At 72.8% G+C, this 15,385-nt stretch carries 17 protein-coding genes; 7 read left to right on the plus strand and 10 right to left on the minus strand.

What is annotated here, in order from left to right; genetic code table 11:
- Positions 1 to 96: 96 nt before the first annotated feature.
- From BLU20_RS01565 to BLU20_RS13985, 3 genes are read right to left on the minus strand one after another with little or no spacing between them, the layout of a single operon-like run.
- Complete coding sequence (locus tag BLU20_RS01565) at positions 97 to 927, minus strand: ABC transporter ATP-binding protein (protein WP_231959255.1); 831 nt, start codon at positions 925 to 927, stop codon at positions 97 to 99.
- Complete coding sequence (locus tag BLU20_RS01570) at positions 924 to 1,946, minus strand: FecCD family ABC transporter permease (protein WP_083371329.1); 1,023 nt, start codon at positions 1,944 to 1,946, stop codon at positions 924 to 926. The genes BLU20_RS01565 and BLU20_RS01570 overlap by 4 nt, the downstream gene beginning before the upstream one ends.
- Complete coding sequence (locus BLU20_RS13985; RefSeq protein WP_407946476.1) at positions 1,943 to 3,004, minus strand: FecCD family ABC transporter permease; 1,062 nt, start codon at positions 3,002 to 3,004, stop codon at positions 1,943 to 1,945. The genes BLU20_RS01570 and BLU20_RS13985 overlap by 4 nt, the downstream gene beginning before the upstream one ends.
- Positions 3,005 to 3,104: 100 nt before the next feature.
- Between BLU20_RS13985 and BLU20_RS01580 the strand changes: the two genes are divergently transcribed.
- The 4 genes from BLU20_RS01580 to BLU20_RS01595 are packed head-to-tail and all read left to right on the plus strand — an operon-like array spanning position 3,105 to position 6,125.
- The gene (locus tag BLU20_RS01580) at positions 3,105 to 4,097 is read left to right on the plus strand and encodes an iron-siderophore ABC transporter substrate-binding protein (RefSeq protein WP_083371330.1); all 993 of its coding nucleotides are present in this window, start codon (positions 3,105 to 3,107) and stop codon (positions 4,095 to 4,097) included.
- Between the two features lie 32 nt (positions 4,098 to 4,129).
- Positions 4,130 to 4,810, plus strand: coding sequence for a hypothetical protein (locus BLU20_RS01585; protein WP_083371331.1), 681 nt, complete (start codon positions 4,130 to 4,132; stop codon positions 4,808 to 4,810).
- 50 nt (positions 4,811 to 4,860) lie between these two features.
- Positions 4,861 to 5,439, plus strand: a complete 579-nt coding sequence (locus BLU20_RS01590; protein WP_083371332.1) for a DinB family protein — start codon at positions 4,861 to 4,863, stop codon at positions 5,437 to 5,439.
- A 50-nt stretch (positions 5,440 to 5,489) separates the two neighbouring features.
- Positions 5,490 to 6,125 (plus strand): hypothetical protein, encoded by a 636-nt coding sequence (locus tag BLU20_RS01595; protein WP_083371333.1) that lies wholly within the window; start codon positions 5,490 to 5,492, stop codon positions 6,123 to 6,125.
- A gap of 42 nt (positions 6,126 to 6,167) precedes the next feature.
- On the opposite strand, the gene pdxH is transcribed toward BLU20_RS01595, so the two are convergent.
- The 4 genes from pdxH to BLU20_RS01615 form a co-directional block, all read right to left on the minus strand.
- On the minus strand, positions 6,168 to 6,857 hold the full coding sequence (pdxH, locus tag BLU20_RS01600; RefSeq protein WP_083371334.1) for a pyridoxamine 5'-phosphate oxidase: 690 nt from the start codon (positions 6,855 to 6,857) through the stop codon (positions 6,168 to 6,170).
- A gap of 26 nt (positions 6,858 to 6,883) precedes the next feature.
- Entirely contained in the window at positions 6,884 to 7,504 is a 621-nt protein-coding gene (locus tag BLU20_RS01605; protein WP_083371335.1) for a hypothetical protein, read from the minus strand.
- A 95-nt stretch (positions 7,505 to 7,599) separates the two neighbouring features.
- Complete coding sequence (locus tag BLU20_RS01610; protein WP_083371336.1) at positions 7,600 to 8,571, minus strand: ATP-binding protein; 972 nt, start codon at positions 8,569 to 8,571, stop codon at positions 7,600 to 7,602.
- A 28-nt stretch (positions 8,572 to 8,599) separates the two neighbouring features.
- On the minus strand, positions 8,600 to 9,031 hold the full coding sequence (locus BLU20_RS01615; protein WP_029251620.1) for an Lrp/AsnC family transcriptional regulator: 432 nt from the start codon (positions 9,029 to 9,031) through the stop codon (positions 8,600 to 8,602).
- A 165-nt stretch (positions 9,032 to 9,196) separates the two neighbouring features.
- On the opposite strand from BLU20_RS01615, the gene BLU20_RS01620 reads away from it, so the two are divergent.
- A complete protein-coding gene (locus tag BLU20_RS01620) occupies positions 9,197 to 10,234 on the plus strand; it encodes an ornithine cyclodeaminase (protein ID WP_083371337.1) in 1,038 nt (345 codons plus the stop codon).
- An 8-nt stretch (positions 10,235 to 10,242) separates the two neighbouring features.
- On the opposite strand, the gene BLU20_RS01625 is transcribed toward BLU20_RS01620, so the two are convergent.
- Positions 10,243 to 11,091, minus strand: coding sequence for an SDR family oxidoreductase (locus BLU20_RS01625; protein WP_083371338.1), 849 nt, complete (start codon positions 11,089 to 11,091; stop codon positions 10,243 to 10,245).
- 245 nt (positions 11,092 to 11,336) lie between these two features.
- Here BLU20_RS01625 and BLU20_RS01630 point away from each other — a divergent pair, with 245 nt between their 5' ends.
- Both BLU20_RS01630 and BLU20_RS01635 read left to right on the plus strand, forming a co-directional pair.
- On the plus strand, positions 11,337 to 11,759 hold the full coding sequence (locus BLU20_RS01630) for a hypothetical protein (RefSeq protein WP_029251617.1): 423 nt from the start codon (positions 11,337 to 11,339) through the stop codon (positions 11,757 to 11,759).
- A 61-nt stretch (positions 11,760 to 11,820) separates the two neighbouring features.
- The gene (locus tag BLU20_RS01635; RefSeq protein WP_197675404.1) at positions 11,821 to 14,091 is read left to right on the plus strand and encodes a M28 family peptidase; all 2,271 of its coding nucleotides are present in this window, start codon (positions 11,821 to 11,823) and stop codon (positions 14,089 to 14,091) included.
- On the opposite strand, the gene BLU20_RS01640 is transcribed toward BLU20_RS01635, so the two are convergent.
- Positions 14,088 to 14,699: a GNAT family N-acetyltransferase gene (locus tag BLU20_RS01640; RefSeq protein WP_083371339.1), complete on the minus strand. Its 612-nt coding sequence runs from the start codon at positions 14,697 to 14,699 to the stop codon at positions 14,088 to 14,090. The genes BLU20_RS01635 and BLU20_RS01640 overlap by 4 nt on opposite strands.
- Complete coding sequence (locus BLU20_RS01645; protein ID WP_083371340.1) at positions 14,696 to 15,196, minus strand: FBP domain-containing protein; 501 nt, start codon at positions 15,194 to 15,196, stop codon at positions 14,696 to 14,698. Before BLU20_RS01645 ends, BLU20_RS01640 begins: the two co-directional genes overlap by 4 nt.
- Positions 15,197 to 15,385: the final 189 nt, after the last annotated feature.

Genomic DNA, 15,385 nt, shown 5'->3' on the forward strand with positions numbered 1-15,385 from the left:
TGTCCCTCCAGGGGTGGGGTGGGTGTGCCGACGACCGGGGGTGGTGGTCGGTCGGCACTCCTATGGTCACACGACGACGCGGGTGCTCCTTCGCGCTCAGCGTCCGGGTCGCTCGGCCCTGCGGGGGACGACGAGCGGCGTGCCGGTCTCGGGGTCGGGGATGACGAGGCAGCGCAGACCGAAGACCTCCTCGACGAGCTCGGCCGTCACGATGCCCGACGGCGGCCCCTCCGCGACGACCTTGCCGTCCTTCATGGCGATGAGGTGGGTGGCGTAGCGAGCCGCGTGGTTGAGGTCGTGCAGGACGGCGACGAGGGTGCTGCCCTGGTCGTGCAGGGTGGAGAAGAGGTCGAGCAGCTCGATCTGGTGGGCGATGTCGAGGTAGGTGGTCGGCTCGTCGAGGAGCAGGATCGGTGTCTCCTGCGCGAGCGCCATCGCGACCCAGACGCGCTGCCGCTGGCCGCCGGAGAGCTCGTCGACGTGGACGTCCGCCAGCTCGTCGACCGCGGTGGCGAGCATCGCGGCCTCGACGGCGCGTTCGTCGTCGTGCCCCCGTCCGCGGAAGAGCGTCTGGTGCGGGTAGCGGCCCCGGGCGACGAGGTCGGCGACGGTGATGCCGTCGGGCGCGATGGCGGACTGCGGGAGGAGCCCGATCCGGCGGGCTGCCTCCTTGGTGTGCAGGTCGGCGATCGAGCGGCCGTCGAGCACCACCTGGCCGGCCTGGGGACGCAGGAGCCGAGAGAGGGCGCGCAGCAGGGTCGACTTGCCGCACGCGTTGGGGCCGACGATCACCGTGAACGAGCCGTCGGGGATGTCGACCGTCAGTCCCTCCGAGACGGTGCGCCGCTCGTACCCGAGCGTGAGGTCCTGCGCGCTGAGGCGGGGTTCCATCCGGTCCTTTCTGGATGCGAGGTTCTCGGTGCTCATGCCGCCCGCCGTGCCTCGCGGACGAGCAGGTTCAGCAGGTAGATGCCGCCGAGGACGACGGTGACGACACCGACCGGCAGGGCGGTCGGCAGCAGGTGCTGGGCCACGACGTCGGCGGCGAGGAGCAGCATCGCACCCACGAGGGCGGCGTGCCCGAGCGGGAGCCCTGCGCTGCGCGCGATCCGTCGGGCCACCTGGGGCGCGGCGAGGGCGACGAACGCGATCGGGCCGGTGGTGGCCGTGACGATCGCCGTCAGCGAGACGCCCACCACGAGGATGACGAGCCGGGCGGGCTCGACCCGGACGCCGTGGGCCGCTGCGGCGTCGTCCCCGAGCTCGAGCTGTCGGAGCGGCCCGGCGACCCCGAGCACCACGGGCACGAGGACCGCGAGCATCACCGCGGCGGGCAGCAGCTGCTCCCAGCCGACCAGGCTGAGCGTGCCCGCGGCCCAGATCGACGCCGACATCGCGACCTCGGTCTGCACCTGGAGCAGCAGCCAGACGTTGAAGGAGTGCAGCATCGCCGTGACCGCGATGCCGACGACGATCAGCCGGAAGCCCTGGATCCCGCGCCGGTAGGCCAGCAGGTAGACGACGAGCGCCGTGGCGAGGCCGCCGACGATCGCCCCGCTCGTGGTCCCGAGCGTGGAGCCTCCGAAGATGATGGTGAAGACCAGGACGCCGGTGAAGGAGCCGGTCGAGAAGCCGATGACGTCCGGCGAGCCGAGCGGGTTGCGCGTCAGTGACTGGAACAGTGCGCCGGAGACGCCGAGCGCCGCGCCGAAGACGAGGGCCGCGAGGACGCGGGGCAGGCGCCACTCCGTGACGACGACGGTGTCGAAGCCCTGGTCGCGCACGAGCGCGCGGAGGACCTCGACGGGTCCGAGCGGGTAGTCGCCGAGCCCCATCGCGACCAGCGCGAGAAGGGCCAGCAGCAGTCCGAGCACGACGGCGGTCACGGTTCCGCGCGAGGGCCCGCGCCGGGTCGCGAGGCCGGTCGACGGCCGCAGCGCCGTCACAGTCCGATCACCCGCGAGCGCCGCACGAGCCAGATGAGGACGGGGGCGCCGACGAACGCGGTGATGACGCCCACGGGGATCTCGCCGGGGCGGGCGACGACGCGGCCGAGGACGTCGGCGACGAGGACGAGGACCGGCCCGAGGACCATCGAATAGGTGATGATCCACCGCTGGTCCGGGCCGGCGATCCAGCGCGCGACGTGCGGGACCATCAGGCCGACGAAGATGATGGGGCCGCCCATCGCCGTCGCACCGCCGGCCAGCAGGGTGACGGCGACGACGGCGAGCACCCGGGTCCGCAGGACCGAGGAGCCGAGCGCGGAGGCGAGGTCGTCGCCGAGCGCGAGCGCGTTGAGGGAGCCGGCGAGGGCCAGGGCGAGGAGCAGGCCCGCGAGGACGAACGGCAGGACGGGCACGATCACGTCCCACCCGCGGTCCTGGAACGAGCCGGACTCCCAGGTCTGGATGGCGGCGAAGCTCTGCGGGTCGGTGAGGCGGATCGCCGAGACGAGTCCGGAGAGCACCGCGCTGAGCGCCACGCCGGCGAGCGTGAGCTGGGCGGGCCCGGCGGACCGACCGCCCGCGGATCCGATGAGGTAGACGACGACGGAGGCGAGCAGTGCACCGGCGAGGGCGAACCAGACGTACCCGGACGGCGTCGCGATCCCGAGGAACCCGACGGCGACGGCCACCATGAAGGCTGAGCCGCTCGTCACACCCAGGATCCCGGGATCGGCCAGCGGGTTGCGCGTCACGGCCTGGATGATGGCTCCCGCGACGGCCAGCCCGGCCCCGACGAGGATGCCCAGGACGGTGCGTGGCAGGCGGAGGTCGACGACGGCGGCGCGGTCGGCGGCGGGGACGTCGCCGCTGGTCAGCGCACCCCAGACCACGTCGAGAGACATCGGGCGCGACCCGACGGCAAGGCTGAGGAAGACCGCGACGACGAGGAGCGCGAGCAGGACGAGCAGAGCGATCGCCCGGCCTCCGGGCGACTGCCGCCCAGGGGCCCGGGACTCTCGCTGGGGCTTCACGGCGGTCCGGGTATCGTTCACGATAGAAGTTATCTTAGGCTCACCTACCCCATGCGGACCGCATCGAGACGGGAACCCCCGCCCGGTCGCCGCACCGCACAGATCCCAGAGAGGGACGACCACCATGCGCCGTACCCGCGCCCTAGTCGCCGCAGCCTCCGCCGCTGCACTCCTGACGCTCGCCGGTTGCTCCTCGGACGCCGAGACCGAGTCGGAAGCCACCGAGACGGCCTCCGACGACGCAGCGTTCCCCGCCGTCGTCGAGACGACCTTCGGCGAGGTCACCGTCGAGGAGGAGCCGGAGCGTGTGGTCGCCCTCGGCTGGGGCGACGCCGAGACGGCGCTCGCCCTGGGCGTGCAGCCCGTCGGCGCGACCGACTGGCTCGGGTTCGGCGGCGACGGGGTCGGCCCCTGGGCCGAGGGGATGTACGACGAGTCCCCCGAGCTGATCGACGCCCTCCAGCCCTCGTACGAGGCGATCGCGGCGCTCGAGCCCGACCTCATCCTCGACGTCCGCGGCTCCGGCGAGCAGGAGCGGTACGACCGTCTCTCCTCGATCGCCCCCACGATCGGCGTCCCCGAGGGCGGCGAGAGCTACCTCACGACGTCGGACGACCAGATGACGATGATCGCCACCGCGCTCGGGATGCCGGAGAAGGGCGACGAGCTCCTCGCCGAGGTCGACACGGCCTTCGCCGACGCCGCCGAGGCGCACCCCGACTGGGCCGGGCAGACCGTCACGGCCGCGACCCGCACCGGGGACGGCTGGGGCGCGTACGTCGAGTCCGAGGCTCGGACCCAGTTCCTGCTCAATCTCGGGTTCGAGCAGAACCCGGAGATCGACGCGCTCACCGAGGCCGACTCGAACTTCTTCGTCAGCATCTCCGAGGAGCAGCTGGACCTGATCGACGCCGACCTCGTCGTCGCGTTCCCGATCGGTGTCGAGACGGCCGACATCACGGACGACTCCCAGTGGCAGGCCCTCCCGGCCGTGGCCGACGGTCGCTCGCTCGTGATCGACGGTGACCTCTCGAACGCCTACTCGCTCGGCACGACGATGGCGACCCTCTACGCGATCGACCAGATGGTCCCGCTGATCGAGGACGCCCTGGGCTGACGCCGCGGCGGGGTGCTGGGTACGGTCGGGGCGTGACCCGCCTCGACCCCAGCACCCTGCGGCTGCGCACCCGCCTGGTTCTCGACACCGGCGACACCGGAGGTAGTGGGGACACCGGCGGCCAGGGCCTGCGCGGGTGGCGCTCGACCCTGCGCGCCGTCGACGCACACGGCACCGCCGTCGAGCTCGGGGACGCCCACGGCCTGCTGGTGAACCTCGCCTACCCCGCGGCGGGAGAGGTTCTGGCCGCCCTCGCCGCGGTGGACGACGACGCCGCGGCCCTGGGCGCGACGCTGTTCGGTCTGCGGGCCAACGCCCGCGGGTTGAAGGGCACCCGTCTCGGCATCGCGGTCCGCCGGGCCTCGGTCCCCGCGCCGCACCGAGGCCTGGGACTCGGCGCGGTGCTGCTGGCGCAGTCGTGCGACCTGCTCGGGTTCGGCCACCCGACCCTGCCCGTCGTCCTGGTCCCCTTCCCCGACGGCGGAGCGGAGATGCCCTCGACCGTCCTGGCCGACGTCCGCGACAAGGTCGAGACGGCCGCGACGGAGGCGGGCTTCAGCCCCGCCGCCGCGGCGGCCGGCGGACCGCTCGACGTCGAGCCCCGTCACGGCAGCCCCTGGTGGCGGCTGACGACACGGACCGGCGGACGCGACCTCTCCGTCCCCACGGACGACGTCGTCGACCACCTCGTGGCGCACGGCCAGGAGCCCTGAGCCCCGGCAATTCCCGTGCGCACACCGTCTCGCGGCGGCACACTGACCAGATGCAGACCACCAAGGACATGCTGCGCGGCTACCTCGCCACCCCGCGCGAGGCGCTGCTCTGGAAGCTCGACGGCCTCTCCGAGCGCGAGATCCGCTCCCCGCGCACCCCGACGGGAACCAGCCTGCTCGGACTGGTCAAGCACTGTGCCTCGCTCGAGGCGGGGTACTTCGGCGTCGTGTTCGGACGCGAGTGGAACGGCCCGGACTACCAGGCGGGCGACGACCCGAACGGTGACATGTTCGCGACGGCGGACGAGTCCCCCGCGCAGATCGTCGCCGTCTACCGCGACGCCCAGGCGTTCGCGGACCGGACCATCGACGAGCTCGACCTCGACACCCGCGGCTCCGTGCCCTGGTGGCCCGCGGACCGTCGCGAGGTGACGCTGGAGCAGATCATCGTGCACGTCGCGATCGACTGCGCCCGCCATGCCGGGCACGCGGACATCCTCCGCGAGCAGATCGACGGCGCCGTCGGCCTGCGGGACGGCAACCCGAACATCCCCCCGCTCGACGAGACCGGGTGGGCCGAGCACCACGCGCGCCTCGTGGCGATCGCGGAGAGCGCGCCCCGCGGCTGAACATCGCGCCAGGGCCAGCACTCCCCCGCGCCCCGTCGTACGCTCCCCGCATGGATACACGCTTCTGGCTCGAGGTGATCGGGTGGACCGGCTCCGTGCTGGTCGTGCTCTCGCTGATGCAGGCGCGGGTGCTGCGCTTCCGCTGGATGAACTTCGCGGGCGCCTTCATCGCCACCATCTACAACGGGGTGATCGAGGTCTGGCCGTTCGCGGCGATGAACGGTGCCATCACCCTGATCGACATCTACTGGCTGCGCCGGCTCTACCGGGAGCGTCACGACGAGAACACGTACGCCGTCGTACCCGTCGCGGACGACGACGCCTATCTCGCCCACGTCCTCGAGGTCCACGCCACCGACGTCACCACGGAGCGGCCCGACTTCGAGCCCGGCCATCGGGACGACCGGGCGGCGTTCCTCGTGGTGCGCGGCGACGAGACCGTCGGGGTCGTGATCGTGCGCGACGGCGACCCGGGCGAGGGCGTGATCGACCTCGACTGGGTCTCTCCGCGCTTCCGCGACTTCACCCCCGGCGAGTTCGTGCACCGGACCTCCGGGATCTTCGCCGACCGCGGGTACACGCGCGTCGTCGTGCCCCGGACCCCGACCGAGGACCCCGCCTACCTCGAGCGAGTCGGCTTCACGCACGACGGCGACCGGTGGGTCCGGGAGGTCGCGGTCGGCTGAGCCGTTCGAGCACGTCCGGACGGCGCTCGGGCCGCGGGCGCGCTACGGCTGGAGCCTGGTCATCACCCAGGCCGCGGCGTCGTCGAGGTCGGAACCCGCGACGTCGTGGGTGTCGGCGAGGTCGAACCGGAGGCGGTCGTGCAGCCGGTTGCGCCGGCCGGACCAGAGCTCGAGGCTCGTGCACCGGATGCGCCAGCCTCCCCAGCGGTTCGGGACGGGGACGTCGTCCTCGGCGCCCGTGTCGGGGTACTCCGCCGCCCAACGGGCGAACTCCTCCTCCAGGGCCGCACGATCCGCGACCGGCGCCGACTGGTGCGAGGCCCACGCACCGACCCGCGACCCCCACGGGCGGGAGTCGAAGTACGCGGTGACCTCGTCGCGGCCAAGCGGTTCCGCGACGCCGCGGAAGCGAATGCTCCGGAACATCGAGGGCCAGGTCAGCGAGGCAGCCACCCGGGCGTCGGCGGCGATCTGGTGCCCCTTGGTCGAGTCGAGGTTGGTGACGAAGCCCGGCCCGCGGCCGTCGAGGAACCGCATCAGGACCGTGCGCACGTCCGGCCCGTCGGCATCGGCCGTGGCGAGCGCCAGCGCCGTGGGCTCGGGGACGTCCCGCTGACTGATCTGGCGCGCGCGGGCCTCGTCCACCCAGCGGCGCACCTGCGCCAGCGGGGTCGGTTCCAGGTCGGCCTCGGCCAGTCCGTCACCGGTGTAGTCGGTGCGCTGATCGCTCATTCGTCCAGACTAGGCGCGCCGCGGCCTCAGCACGACGCGTTGACCGTGTCCTGGTACGGCAGCGCCCAGCAGAGGGTCGAGACGTCCTGCTGCATCCCGCCCAGCGCGCTGCGCAGTGAGCTCACCTCGCTGCGCAGGCTCTCGACGTCCGAGCTCGACACGGTCTGCGGCGGCGTGGTCGGCTCCTCGCGGGCGCTCTCCTCCAGACGCTGGACGTCCCGCGACACGTCCTGGAAGCGGGTCTGCAGGCTCTCGGACCCTGCGTCGGCGGGCGGCTCACCCACACGGTCCTCGAGCACGTCGAGCCGGTCGATCAGCGCGGCGAGCGCTTCGGGGTCCGGGACCTCGATCAGCACCGACTCCATCGCGTCGGCCTGGTTCTGCGCCTCCGCGGTCTGCGCGACGGCCGCCTCGACCTCGGCCGCCAGCGAGCGGTTGGCCGCCCAGAGCACGCCGACGCCGACCGTCGCCACCAGGGCCAGGACGGTGGCCGCCGCGAGAACCACGACCTGGATCCCGTGCCCGCGCTCGGCGCTCGCGGGGGCGTAACCGGGCTGCGGCTGGTCGTCGACGGGTGGCAACAACGTCGTCACACCGACCGACTCCTGCCGTGAAGGCTGGGAGGTGAACTCGTCCTCTTGCGTCATTGCGCCACACTTTCCGCGGCCGTGGGGGTCAGGTCACATCGTCGCGCTCCCCGCGACGGACCACAACCGGTGGCGGGGGTGAGAGTTTCTGCGGGCTACCCGCGCAGGAACTCGCGCAGGTACGGGATCGCGAGGTCGACGCGGCCACCCGAGACGGGTTCGATCACCCGGGCCGCGGTCAGCCGACGACGATGGACGCCGACGCCCTGGGCGCTCTCCCCCAGGCGGGCGGCGAGAGACGCGATCTCGGACGGGCCGTCGTCGCGAGCCATCGCGCGGAGGAAGACCGTGTCCTCGTCGGTGAGTTCGGCCATCATCGGCGCGTGCAGGGCCGGACCGAGGGCCGCGCGCACGGCAGGGAGCACCGACTCGACGTCCGCCGTCGTGATCCGGTCACCCTGCGCGACGTTCCACACCTGCTCGCCGAGCACCTGCATCACCACGGGATACCCGGCGCCGACGGCGACGGCGCGCTCCAGGGCGTCGTCGTCGACCGTGCGCCCGTGGGCGTCGACCACCTCGCGCAGGGCGAGGGTGGCCTCGTCCGCCGGCACCCTCCCCAGGTCCAGGACGTCGGTACGACGGCGCAGCGTCCCCTCCTCCTGCCCCAGAACGGTCATGAGGTGGGCGGGCCGTCCCGCGACGACGAGCGCGACGTCGCGTCCCGTGAGCTCGAGATGCTCGACGTCGGTGACGACGGACGCGAGCTCGTCCGTCAGCGACGCGTCGAGGGCGTCGACCGTGATCAGCAGCCCGACCGCCGGCTCGTCACCGCCATCGAGGACGTTCGTCGCGAGCGCCCGCGTCACGCGGTCGCCCAGACCCTCGGTGCACTGCTCGGCAAGGACGGCCCACCCTCGCGCCCGGGCGCGCTCGGCGTAGGCGGCGAGCAGCGCGGACTTGCCGATCCCGGCCGGTCCGCCGACCGCCGCCCACCGGCCCGGAGCCGCCGGTCCGTCGTCGAGCGCCTCGGTGAAGAGCTCGACCTCCTGGTCCCGCCCGACGAGCACGGGCGGCACGGGCGGCACAGCTCCGGGTGTCGTCGAGAAGGGGTTGTCCACAGCCATCGGTCACTCCTCTGGGTCGGCTCGCAGGTCAGTCGATCACGGAAGTCAGCAGCAGGCTCGTCTCGCTGTTGACCACACCCTCGGTCCGGCGGATCGAGGCGAGCACGGCGTCGAACCCCGCGAGCGAGTCCGTGCGGATCTCGACCACCAGGTCCCAGCCGCCGTTGGTCGTGTGCATGGACCGGATGCCCGGCAGCCCGCGCAGGGTCCGGATGACGTTGTCGGTGTCGCGGCCGCGCACCTCGACGAACGAGACGGCGCGCACCGTGTCAGGGTCCTGCCCCTCACGGACCCGCACCGAGAAGCCGGCGATCACGCCGAGCGCGACCATGCGGTCCATGCGCGCGGTGACGGTCGCCCGGGTCACGTCGAGCTGACGCGCCAGGCTGGCGACGGGCTCGCGGGCGTTGGCGCGCAGGGCGCTGAGCAGCCGCCGGTCGAGCAGGTCGAGATCCGCCATGCACACAGCGTATTCCTGGTATGCGCAGACTGCTCAGGCAACTGCCCGAAACGCCGCGACATGCTCATTGTCCGCGCACATCGCCCAGTCCTAGCCTCGAGGAACAGGGCAGTCCGCGGGTGCGGGTCTCTCGCGGCGTCAACGCTGAGCACGGAGGTGACGACGATGGTGGCGTTTCTCGATGTTGCAGGTATGTCCCGGTGGGTGGCGGAGACGGGCGTGGAGCGGGTGCTCACCGAGCTCGTCAGCCGCATGCGCTCCGACTTCCGGCGCTGGCCCGAGTTCGAGCGCGCGCCGCGCGTGGCCAGCCACAGCCCGATCGGGGTGATCGAGCTGATGCCGACCTCGGACGGGACCACGTACGGCTTCAAGTACGTCAACGGACATCCGTCGAACCCGGCGCACGGGCTCCAGACCGTCACGGCGTTCGGCGTGCTCGCCGACGTCGCGTCGGGCTACCCGGTCTTCCTCGCCGAGATGACCCTCCTGACGGCACTGCGCACCGCCGCGACGTCGGCGATGGTCGCGAAGGCACTCGCACGTCCGGGCTCCCGCACCATGGGCATGATCGGCAGCGGCTCCCAGTCCGAGTTCCAGGCGTTGGCGTTCCGCGGCGCCCTCGGCATCGACACGCTCCGCGTCTGGGACACCGACCCCGCCGCGATGGAGAAGTTCCGCCGCAACATCGAGCCCTACGGGTTCGACGTGACGATCTGCGGCAGCGCCGCGGAGGCCACCGACGGCGCCGACGTGATCACCACGTGCACGGCCGACAAGGCGAACGCCGACGTCCTGACGGACGACATGGTCGGCCCCGGCGTTCACATCAACGCCATCGGCGGCGACTGCCCGGGCAAGACCGAGCTCGACCCCGCGATCCTGCGCCGGTCGACCGTGTTCGTCGAGCACGAGCCGCAGACCCGGATCGAGGGCGAGATCCAGCAGATTCCCGCCGACTTCCCCGTCACCGAGGTCTGGCAGGTGCTGACCGGAGCGACGCCGGGGCGGCGGTCCGCGACCGAGGTCACCCTCTTCGACTCGGTCGGGTTCGCGATCGAGGACTTCACCGCGCTGCGGCACGCGAACGCGGCCACACGCGGCACGTCCTACGTGCGGGACCTCGACCTGATCGCCGACCCGGCCGACCCCAAGGACCTCTTCCAGCTCCTCGCCCCGGCCGTGGCGCAGCGCGCCACGGCCTGAGGCAGGGCCTAGAAGACCGGCTTGCCGCCGGTGACGCCGAGGACCGTCGCGGAGACGTAGGACGCCTCGTGCGGCGAGGCGAGGAAGACGAACGCGCTCGCGCACTCGGCCGGCTGCCCCGCACGACCGAGCGGGGTGTCCTCGCCGAACTTCTCGAGCTTCTCGGGAGGCTGCGTCGCCGGCTGCAGCGGCGTCCAGATCGGGCCTGGGGCGACGGCGTTGACGCGGATGCCCCGGGGCCCGAGCTCCGCGGCGAGGTTCACGGTCATGTTGTTGATCGCCGCCTTCGTCGCGGCATAGTCCATCAGGCTCGTCGACGGCTGGTAGGCCTGGATCGAGGAGACGTTGATGATGCTGGCCCCGGACGAGAGGTGCTCCAGGGCAGCCTGCGTGACCCAGACGAGCGCGTAGAGGTTCGTCTTCATCACGCGGTCGAGGTCGTCCGTGGTCACGTCCTCGAACGACTCACGGCGCGCCATCTGGAACCCGGCGTTGTTGACGAGCACGTCGAGCCCGCCGAGGCCGGACGCCGCGTCGGCGACGACCGACCGGCAGGTCTCCTCGTCCCTCAGGTCCCCGGGAAGGAGCACCACCCGGCGCCCCTCCGCCTCGACCAGCTCCGCGACCTCGCGCGCGTCCGTCTCCTCGCTCGGCAGGTAGCTGATGGCGACGTCGGCGCCCTCGCGCGCGTACGCGATCGCGACGGCCCGGCCGATGCCGGAGTCGCCGCCCGTGATCAGCGCACGCTGCCCCTCGAGACGGCCCGAGCCCCGGTAGCTCTTCTCGCCGTGGTCCGGCCGGGGCTTCATCTCACCGGTCAGGCCCGGCGGATCTTGCTGCTGCGGATCGAAACCCATGAGGTACCTCCTGGTGGGAAGTGCCGCGCCCTTCGCGGCTCGTCGATACCGTCACCCGACCACCGGACCCTCGCAATCGGTGTCACATCTACCGCGAACGGGGCGAAAACATACTCCGCGGCGAGCTCTCTGGGGCGTGCGGTGTGAACGACCTCATTGCGGAATGTTTCACAACCGTGTGTCGTTACGTCAGACAGCGAACCCGAGGCACCGGTGTGCCCCGATCTGACCCGAGGAGGCCCGTCATGCCACGCAAGCCCCGCCGCATCGAGGTGGAGAACGACCGAGGCGAGACCATCTTCTACGTCCGGCACCAGCCCGGCGGCGGCCTGGTCTCCCCCCAGGCCCGCGTCCACGAGACGGCGGTCGTCGCCGACGGCGCCTACGTCGAGGCCGGCGCCGTTCTCTGCCCGGGCTCGACCGTCGGCCGAGGCTCCTGGGTCGACCACGGCGTCGTCGTGGGTGCCGGCGCCAAGGTCGGCGAGTTCGTCCACCTCGGCGAGGACGCCGCCGTCGGCGCGCACGCCACGATCGGCCACCGTGTCCGGACCGGCCCGCGCGTCTGGGTCGAGGCCGAGGCCGCGGTCGAGGAGGACACGATGCTGCCCGAGCGCGCCGTCGTCGAGCGCTCCCGTGGCACGGCGACCCGGGCGACGTCCGCTGCGTAGCACGACGCCTGCCGCCGGGCGCGTCCCCTACCTCTAACCCAACGCCTGTACTATTTCGCCGGTGATCCAGCACCGGTCGCGAGCGACGACGCTCGCCAGCCTCCTTGTCCTGCTCGTGCTCGCCGTCCTCAGCGTGCTGGCGGTGCTACCGCCGACGCCGGTCGCGGCCGACGCCCCGGCCGACGAGTTCAGCGCCGAGCGGGCGTTCGAGCACGTCGAGGTGATCGGCGCCGAGGTCCACCCCCACGGCACCCCGGCGGCGGACCGCGTCCGCGAGTACATCGTCGACGAGCTCGACGCGATGGGCCTCGACCCCGAGGTCACCGAGGCGACAGGCCTCACGGGGCGGCTCGGCGGGCGCGCGCAGGCGGCGGGCGTGCAGAACGTCGTCGCCACCGTCGAGGGGACGGACTCCACCGGCCCGATCTTCCTGATGGCGCACTACGACTCGGCCGAGGTCTCGCACGGCGCGAACGACGACGGCGCCGGGGTCTCCACCCTGCTCGAGTCCGCCCGCGCCATTCTCGCCGCGGACGCTCCCCGAAACGACCTCGTGCTGGTCTTCACCGACGCCGAGGAGTCGTGCCTGTGCGGCGCCGAGGCGTTCGCCGACAGCGACCCGCGCGCCGCCGACGGCGGCATCGTCCTGAACTTCGAGGCCCGCGGGTCGTCCGGCCCGGCCGTGATGTTCGAGACCTCGCCCGGCAACGCCGACCTCGTCGCCCAGTACGCCACCGTTCCGTACCCGGTCGGCAGCTCGCTCGCCGTCGAGGTCTACCGGATCCTGCCGAACGACACCGACTTCTCTCCGTTCCTCGACGCCGGCGGCTTCACGGGCCTCAACGCCGCGTACATCGACGGCTCCGCGGCCTACCACGCGCCGCAGGACCAGCCGGAGACGATGAACCTCGCGAGCCTGCAGCACCACGGCTCCAACACGCTCGCCCTCGCGCGGGCCCTCGGTGACGCCGACGCCGCCGCCCTCGCCACGCCGTCGGCCCACGACTCGACGTACTTCCCCCTGCCGGGCGGCGTCCTCGCCCAGTACCCCGGCTGGCTCGTCTGGCCCCTGGCCGTCCTGGCCCTCGTCGCCGTCGGCGCCCTCGGCTTCACGACGGCGCGGCGCACCGAGACCGGCCCGGGTCGCCTGGCGCTCGGGTTCGGCGCCGCGCTGCTGCCGATCGTGCTGACCGCCGTCGGCGCCCAGCTGTTCTGGATGCTGCTGGTCGCGATCCGTCCCGGGTACGGCGAGATGCTCGACCCCTGGCACCCGTGGGGATTCCGGATCGCGCTGCTCGGGCTCGTCGCGGTGATCGTCACCGGCTGGTTCGTCCTGCTGCGCCGGCGCCTCGGCGCTCCCGCGCTGACGTTCGGGGCCCTCGGCTGGCTGGCCGTGCTCGGCGTCGTCCTCGCCGCGTTCACCCCGGGCGGCTCGTACCTCGCCGCCCTCCCGGCGCTCGCCGGGGCCGTCGCCGGAGTCGTCGCGCTGCTGCTGACCGACTCCCGGGGCCGCACGGCCGCCGTCGCGGTGGGGGCCGCCGTCGCGATCGTCGTCCTCGTGCCCGTCGTGGTGCTGTTCTTCCCGGCGCTCGGCCTCGCCACCGGCGCCGCGCCCGCACTCTTCGCCGCACTGCTCGGGCTCGCCCTGGTCCCGGTGCTCGCGGACGCACTCCCCCTCGCCCGTCGTGCCGGGGGCGTCCTCGTCGGTGCGTGCGGAACCGTGGCCGTCGTCGCGCTCGGCGCCGGGTTCGCCCTCGACGGGTTCACGGCCGAGAAGCCGGAACCGACCCAGCTCATGTACGCGATGGATGCCGACACCGGCGAGGCGATGTGGGTCTCGGGCGAGGGCTCGCCCAGCCCCTGGACGTCGCAGTTCGTCGACGAGCAGACCGAGATCTCCGAGGACTTCCCCGCAGTGCACGGCGAGGTGTGGACCGGGCCGGCCGAGGCCGCCGACCTGCCCGCGCCGACGGCCGAGATCGTCGCCGACGAGACCTCCGGCGACGAGCGCACCCTCACCCTCACGGTGTTCCCCGAGCGGACGGTGCGCTACGTCGAGGCCGTCGCGGAGAACGTCACCGCCGCGACGATCGAGGGGCGCGAGGTCGCGGTCGCCGACGGCCACCTGGACATCTCGTACGCAGCACCGGGTGACGAGGGCTTCGAGCTGGTCGTCACCGTCCCCGCTGGCGAGGCGTTCGACGTCCGCCTGCTCGGCGGCGGCGAGGGCCTGGAGTCTCTCCCCGGGTTCGAGCCGCGGCCCGAGACCGTCGGCGTCAAGGGATCGCACACCTCGGAGCTCGTGCTCGTCGCGACGTCGCAGACGTTCTAGGCGTGACGTCCGGTCAGGTCTGCGAGGTTCCCGCGCCAGAGCTGCTCACCCTCGACCATCACGCCGGTGGCGACCAGCCCCAGGCGCCGGGCGACCCCGGCGGAGGCGTGATGGTCGGGGTGGACGGCGGCACACACCTGCTCGACACCACGCCCTGCCAGCCAGTCGACCACCGCGGACGCCGCCTCCGTCGCCACCCCGCCACCCTGGGCGTCCGGAGAGACGAGCCAGGCGAGCTCGGCGGTCGTGACAGGGGCGGCGCCGTCGGTGCCGTCGGGGCCGTCGGGGCCGTCGGGGCGCGTGAGGGTGGCCTGCACGTACCCGACCGCCGACCCGCGGGCGCGTACCAACCAGTTCAGCCACCCGGCGTCGCCCGCGGGCGAGCAGCCCACCACCTGCCGGGTGTACCTCTCACGGAGCACCCCCCGGCCTGGCGGCTCGCCGCCGGTGAAGGTGTAGAGGTCCGGGGAGGCGAGAACCGCCACCATCTCGTCGGCGTGCTCGACGGTGAGGGGCTCGAGCAAATACCGCGCCGTCGCCAACCGCTCGGCCCGCGGCCAGGCCGGAAATCCGCTCGCCCGACCCGACCCGACCGCGTCCCGAGTCATCGGGTGCTCAGGATCTCCTGGACGAACCGGGTCGAGCGTTCGCGCAGCCCGGCGATCCGCGACTCGACGAGGTGCTCGCGCATCGACTCGTCGTTCCCGGCCTCGGCGTACGTCGGGTTCCGACGGACGTTGGCCGAGCAGACGAACTGGGTGCAGATCAAGGTCCCGACGGTGTTCCCTCGGCGGCCCGACGCACCGCCGCGGCGAGCCACGTAGAGGCTGACGTCGTCCGTGACGACGATGTCCTCGCACCAGGCGCACAGGGCCTTGCGGCCGGTCCGCCCGGCGTCGGCGGCACGCAGGCGGATGCCCACGGGTCGCCCGTCGATCTCGAGCACGACGTAGGAGTCGAGCGGGGCCTTGCGGTCGTGCCAGCCGAAGTAGTCGAGGTCGGCCCAGCGGACCTCGTCGAGCTCGGGGACGGTGGCACGGTTCGCCTCGCCGCGGGAGGCGTTGACGATGCTGGCGCGGATCTGCTTCTCGGTCAGGGGGTTCATGGCGTTCTCACTTCTGCTGCGTCGCGGGTGCTGTCCGGGCGTGCTGCCCGACGCCGCGCCCCTGCGCGCACGACCGCCACGGCGGTGAGGTGGTGCGGGTGATCAGGAGAGCGCGGCACGGGCCAGGGCCGGAGCGAAGCAGGCCGCTGCGGCCACCTCGCGTCCTGCGGTGCTGCCCATCCGCCTGCT

Source organism: Paraoerskovia marina (assembly GCF_900105445.1).
GTDB classification, from domain to species: Bacteria; Actinomycetota; Actinomycetes; order Actinomycetales; family Cellulomonadaceae; genus Paraoerskovia; species Paraoerskovia marina.

What these genes read in the sequence shown, in the direction of transcription:
- BLU20_RS01565 (WP_231959255.1), bottom strand. Translation starts at nt 927, where the DNA reads ATGAGCACCGAGAACCTCGCATCCAGAAAGGACCGGATGGAACCCCGC.
- BLU20_RS01625 (WP_083371338.1), bottom strand. Translation starts at nt 11,091, where the DNA reads ATGGGTTTCGATCCGCAGCAGCAAGATCCGCCGGGCCTGACCGGTGAG.
- BLU20_RS01605 (WP_083371335.1), bottom strand. Translation starts at nt 7,504, where the DNA reads ATGACGCAAGAGGACGAGTTCACCTCCCAGCCTTCACGGCAGGAGTCG.
- BLU20_RS01615 (WP_029251620.1), bottom strand. Translation starts at nt 9,031, where the DNA reads ATGGCGGATCTCGACCTGCTCGACCGGCGGCTGCTCAGCGCCCTGCGC.
- BLU20_RS01595 (WP_083371333.1), top strand. Translation starts at nt 5,490, where the DNA reads ATGGATACACGCTTCTGGCTCGAGGTGATCGGGTGGACCGGCTCCGTG.
- BLU20_RS01620 (WP_083371337.1), top strand. Translation starts at nt 9,197, where the DNA reads ATGGTGGCGTTTCTCGATGTTGCAGGTATGTCCCGGTGGGTGGCGGAG.
- pdxH (WP_083371334.1), bottom strand. Translation starts at nt 6,857, where the DNA reads ATGAGCGATCAGCGCACCGACTACACCGGTGACGGACTGGCCGAGGCC.
- BLU20_RS01630 (WP_029251617.1), top strand. Translation starts at nt 11,337, where the DNA reads ATGCCACGCAAGCCCCGCCGCATCGAGGTGGAGAACGACCGAGGCGAG.
- BLU20_RS01645 (WP_083371340.1), bottom strand. Translation starts at nt 15,196, where the DNA reads ATGAACCCCCTGACCGAGAAGCAGATCCGCGCCAGCATCGTCAACGCC.
- BLU20_RS01590 (WP_083371332.1), top strand. Translation starts at nt 4,861, where the DNA reads ATGCAGACCACCAAGGACATGCTGCGCGGCTACCTCGCCACCCCGCGC.
- BLU20_RS01610 (WP_083371336.1), bottom strand. Translation starts at nt 8,571, where the DNA reads ATGGCTGTGGACAACCCCTTCTCGACGACACCCGGAGCTGTGCCGCCC.
- BLU20_RS01580 (WP_083371330.1), top strand. Translation starts at nt 3,105, where the DNA reads ATGCGCCGTACCCGCGCCCTAGTCGCCGCAGCCTCCGCCGCTGCACTC.
- BLU20_RS01640 (WP_083371339.1), bottom strand. Translation starts at nt 14,699, where the DNA reads ATGACTCGGGACGCGGTCGGGTCGGGTCGGGCGAGCGGATTTCCGGCC.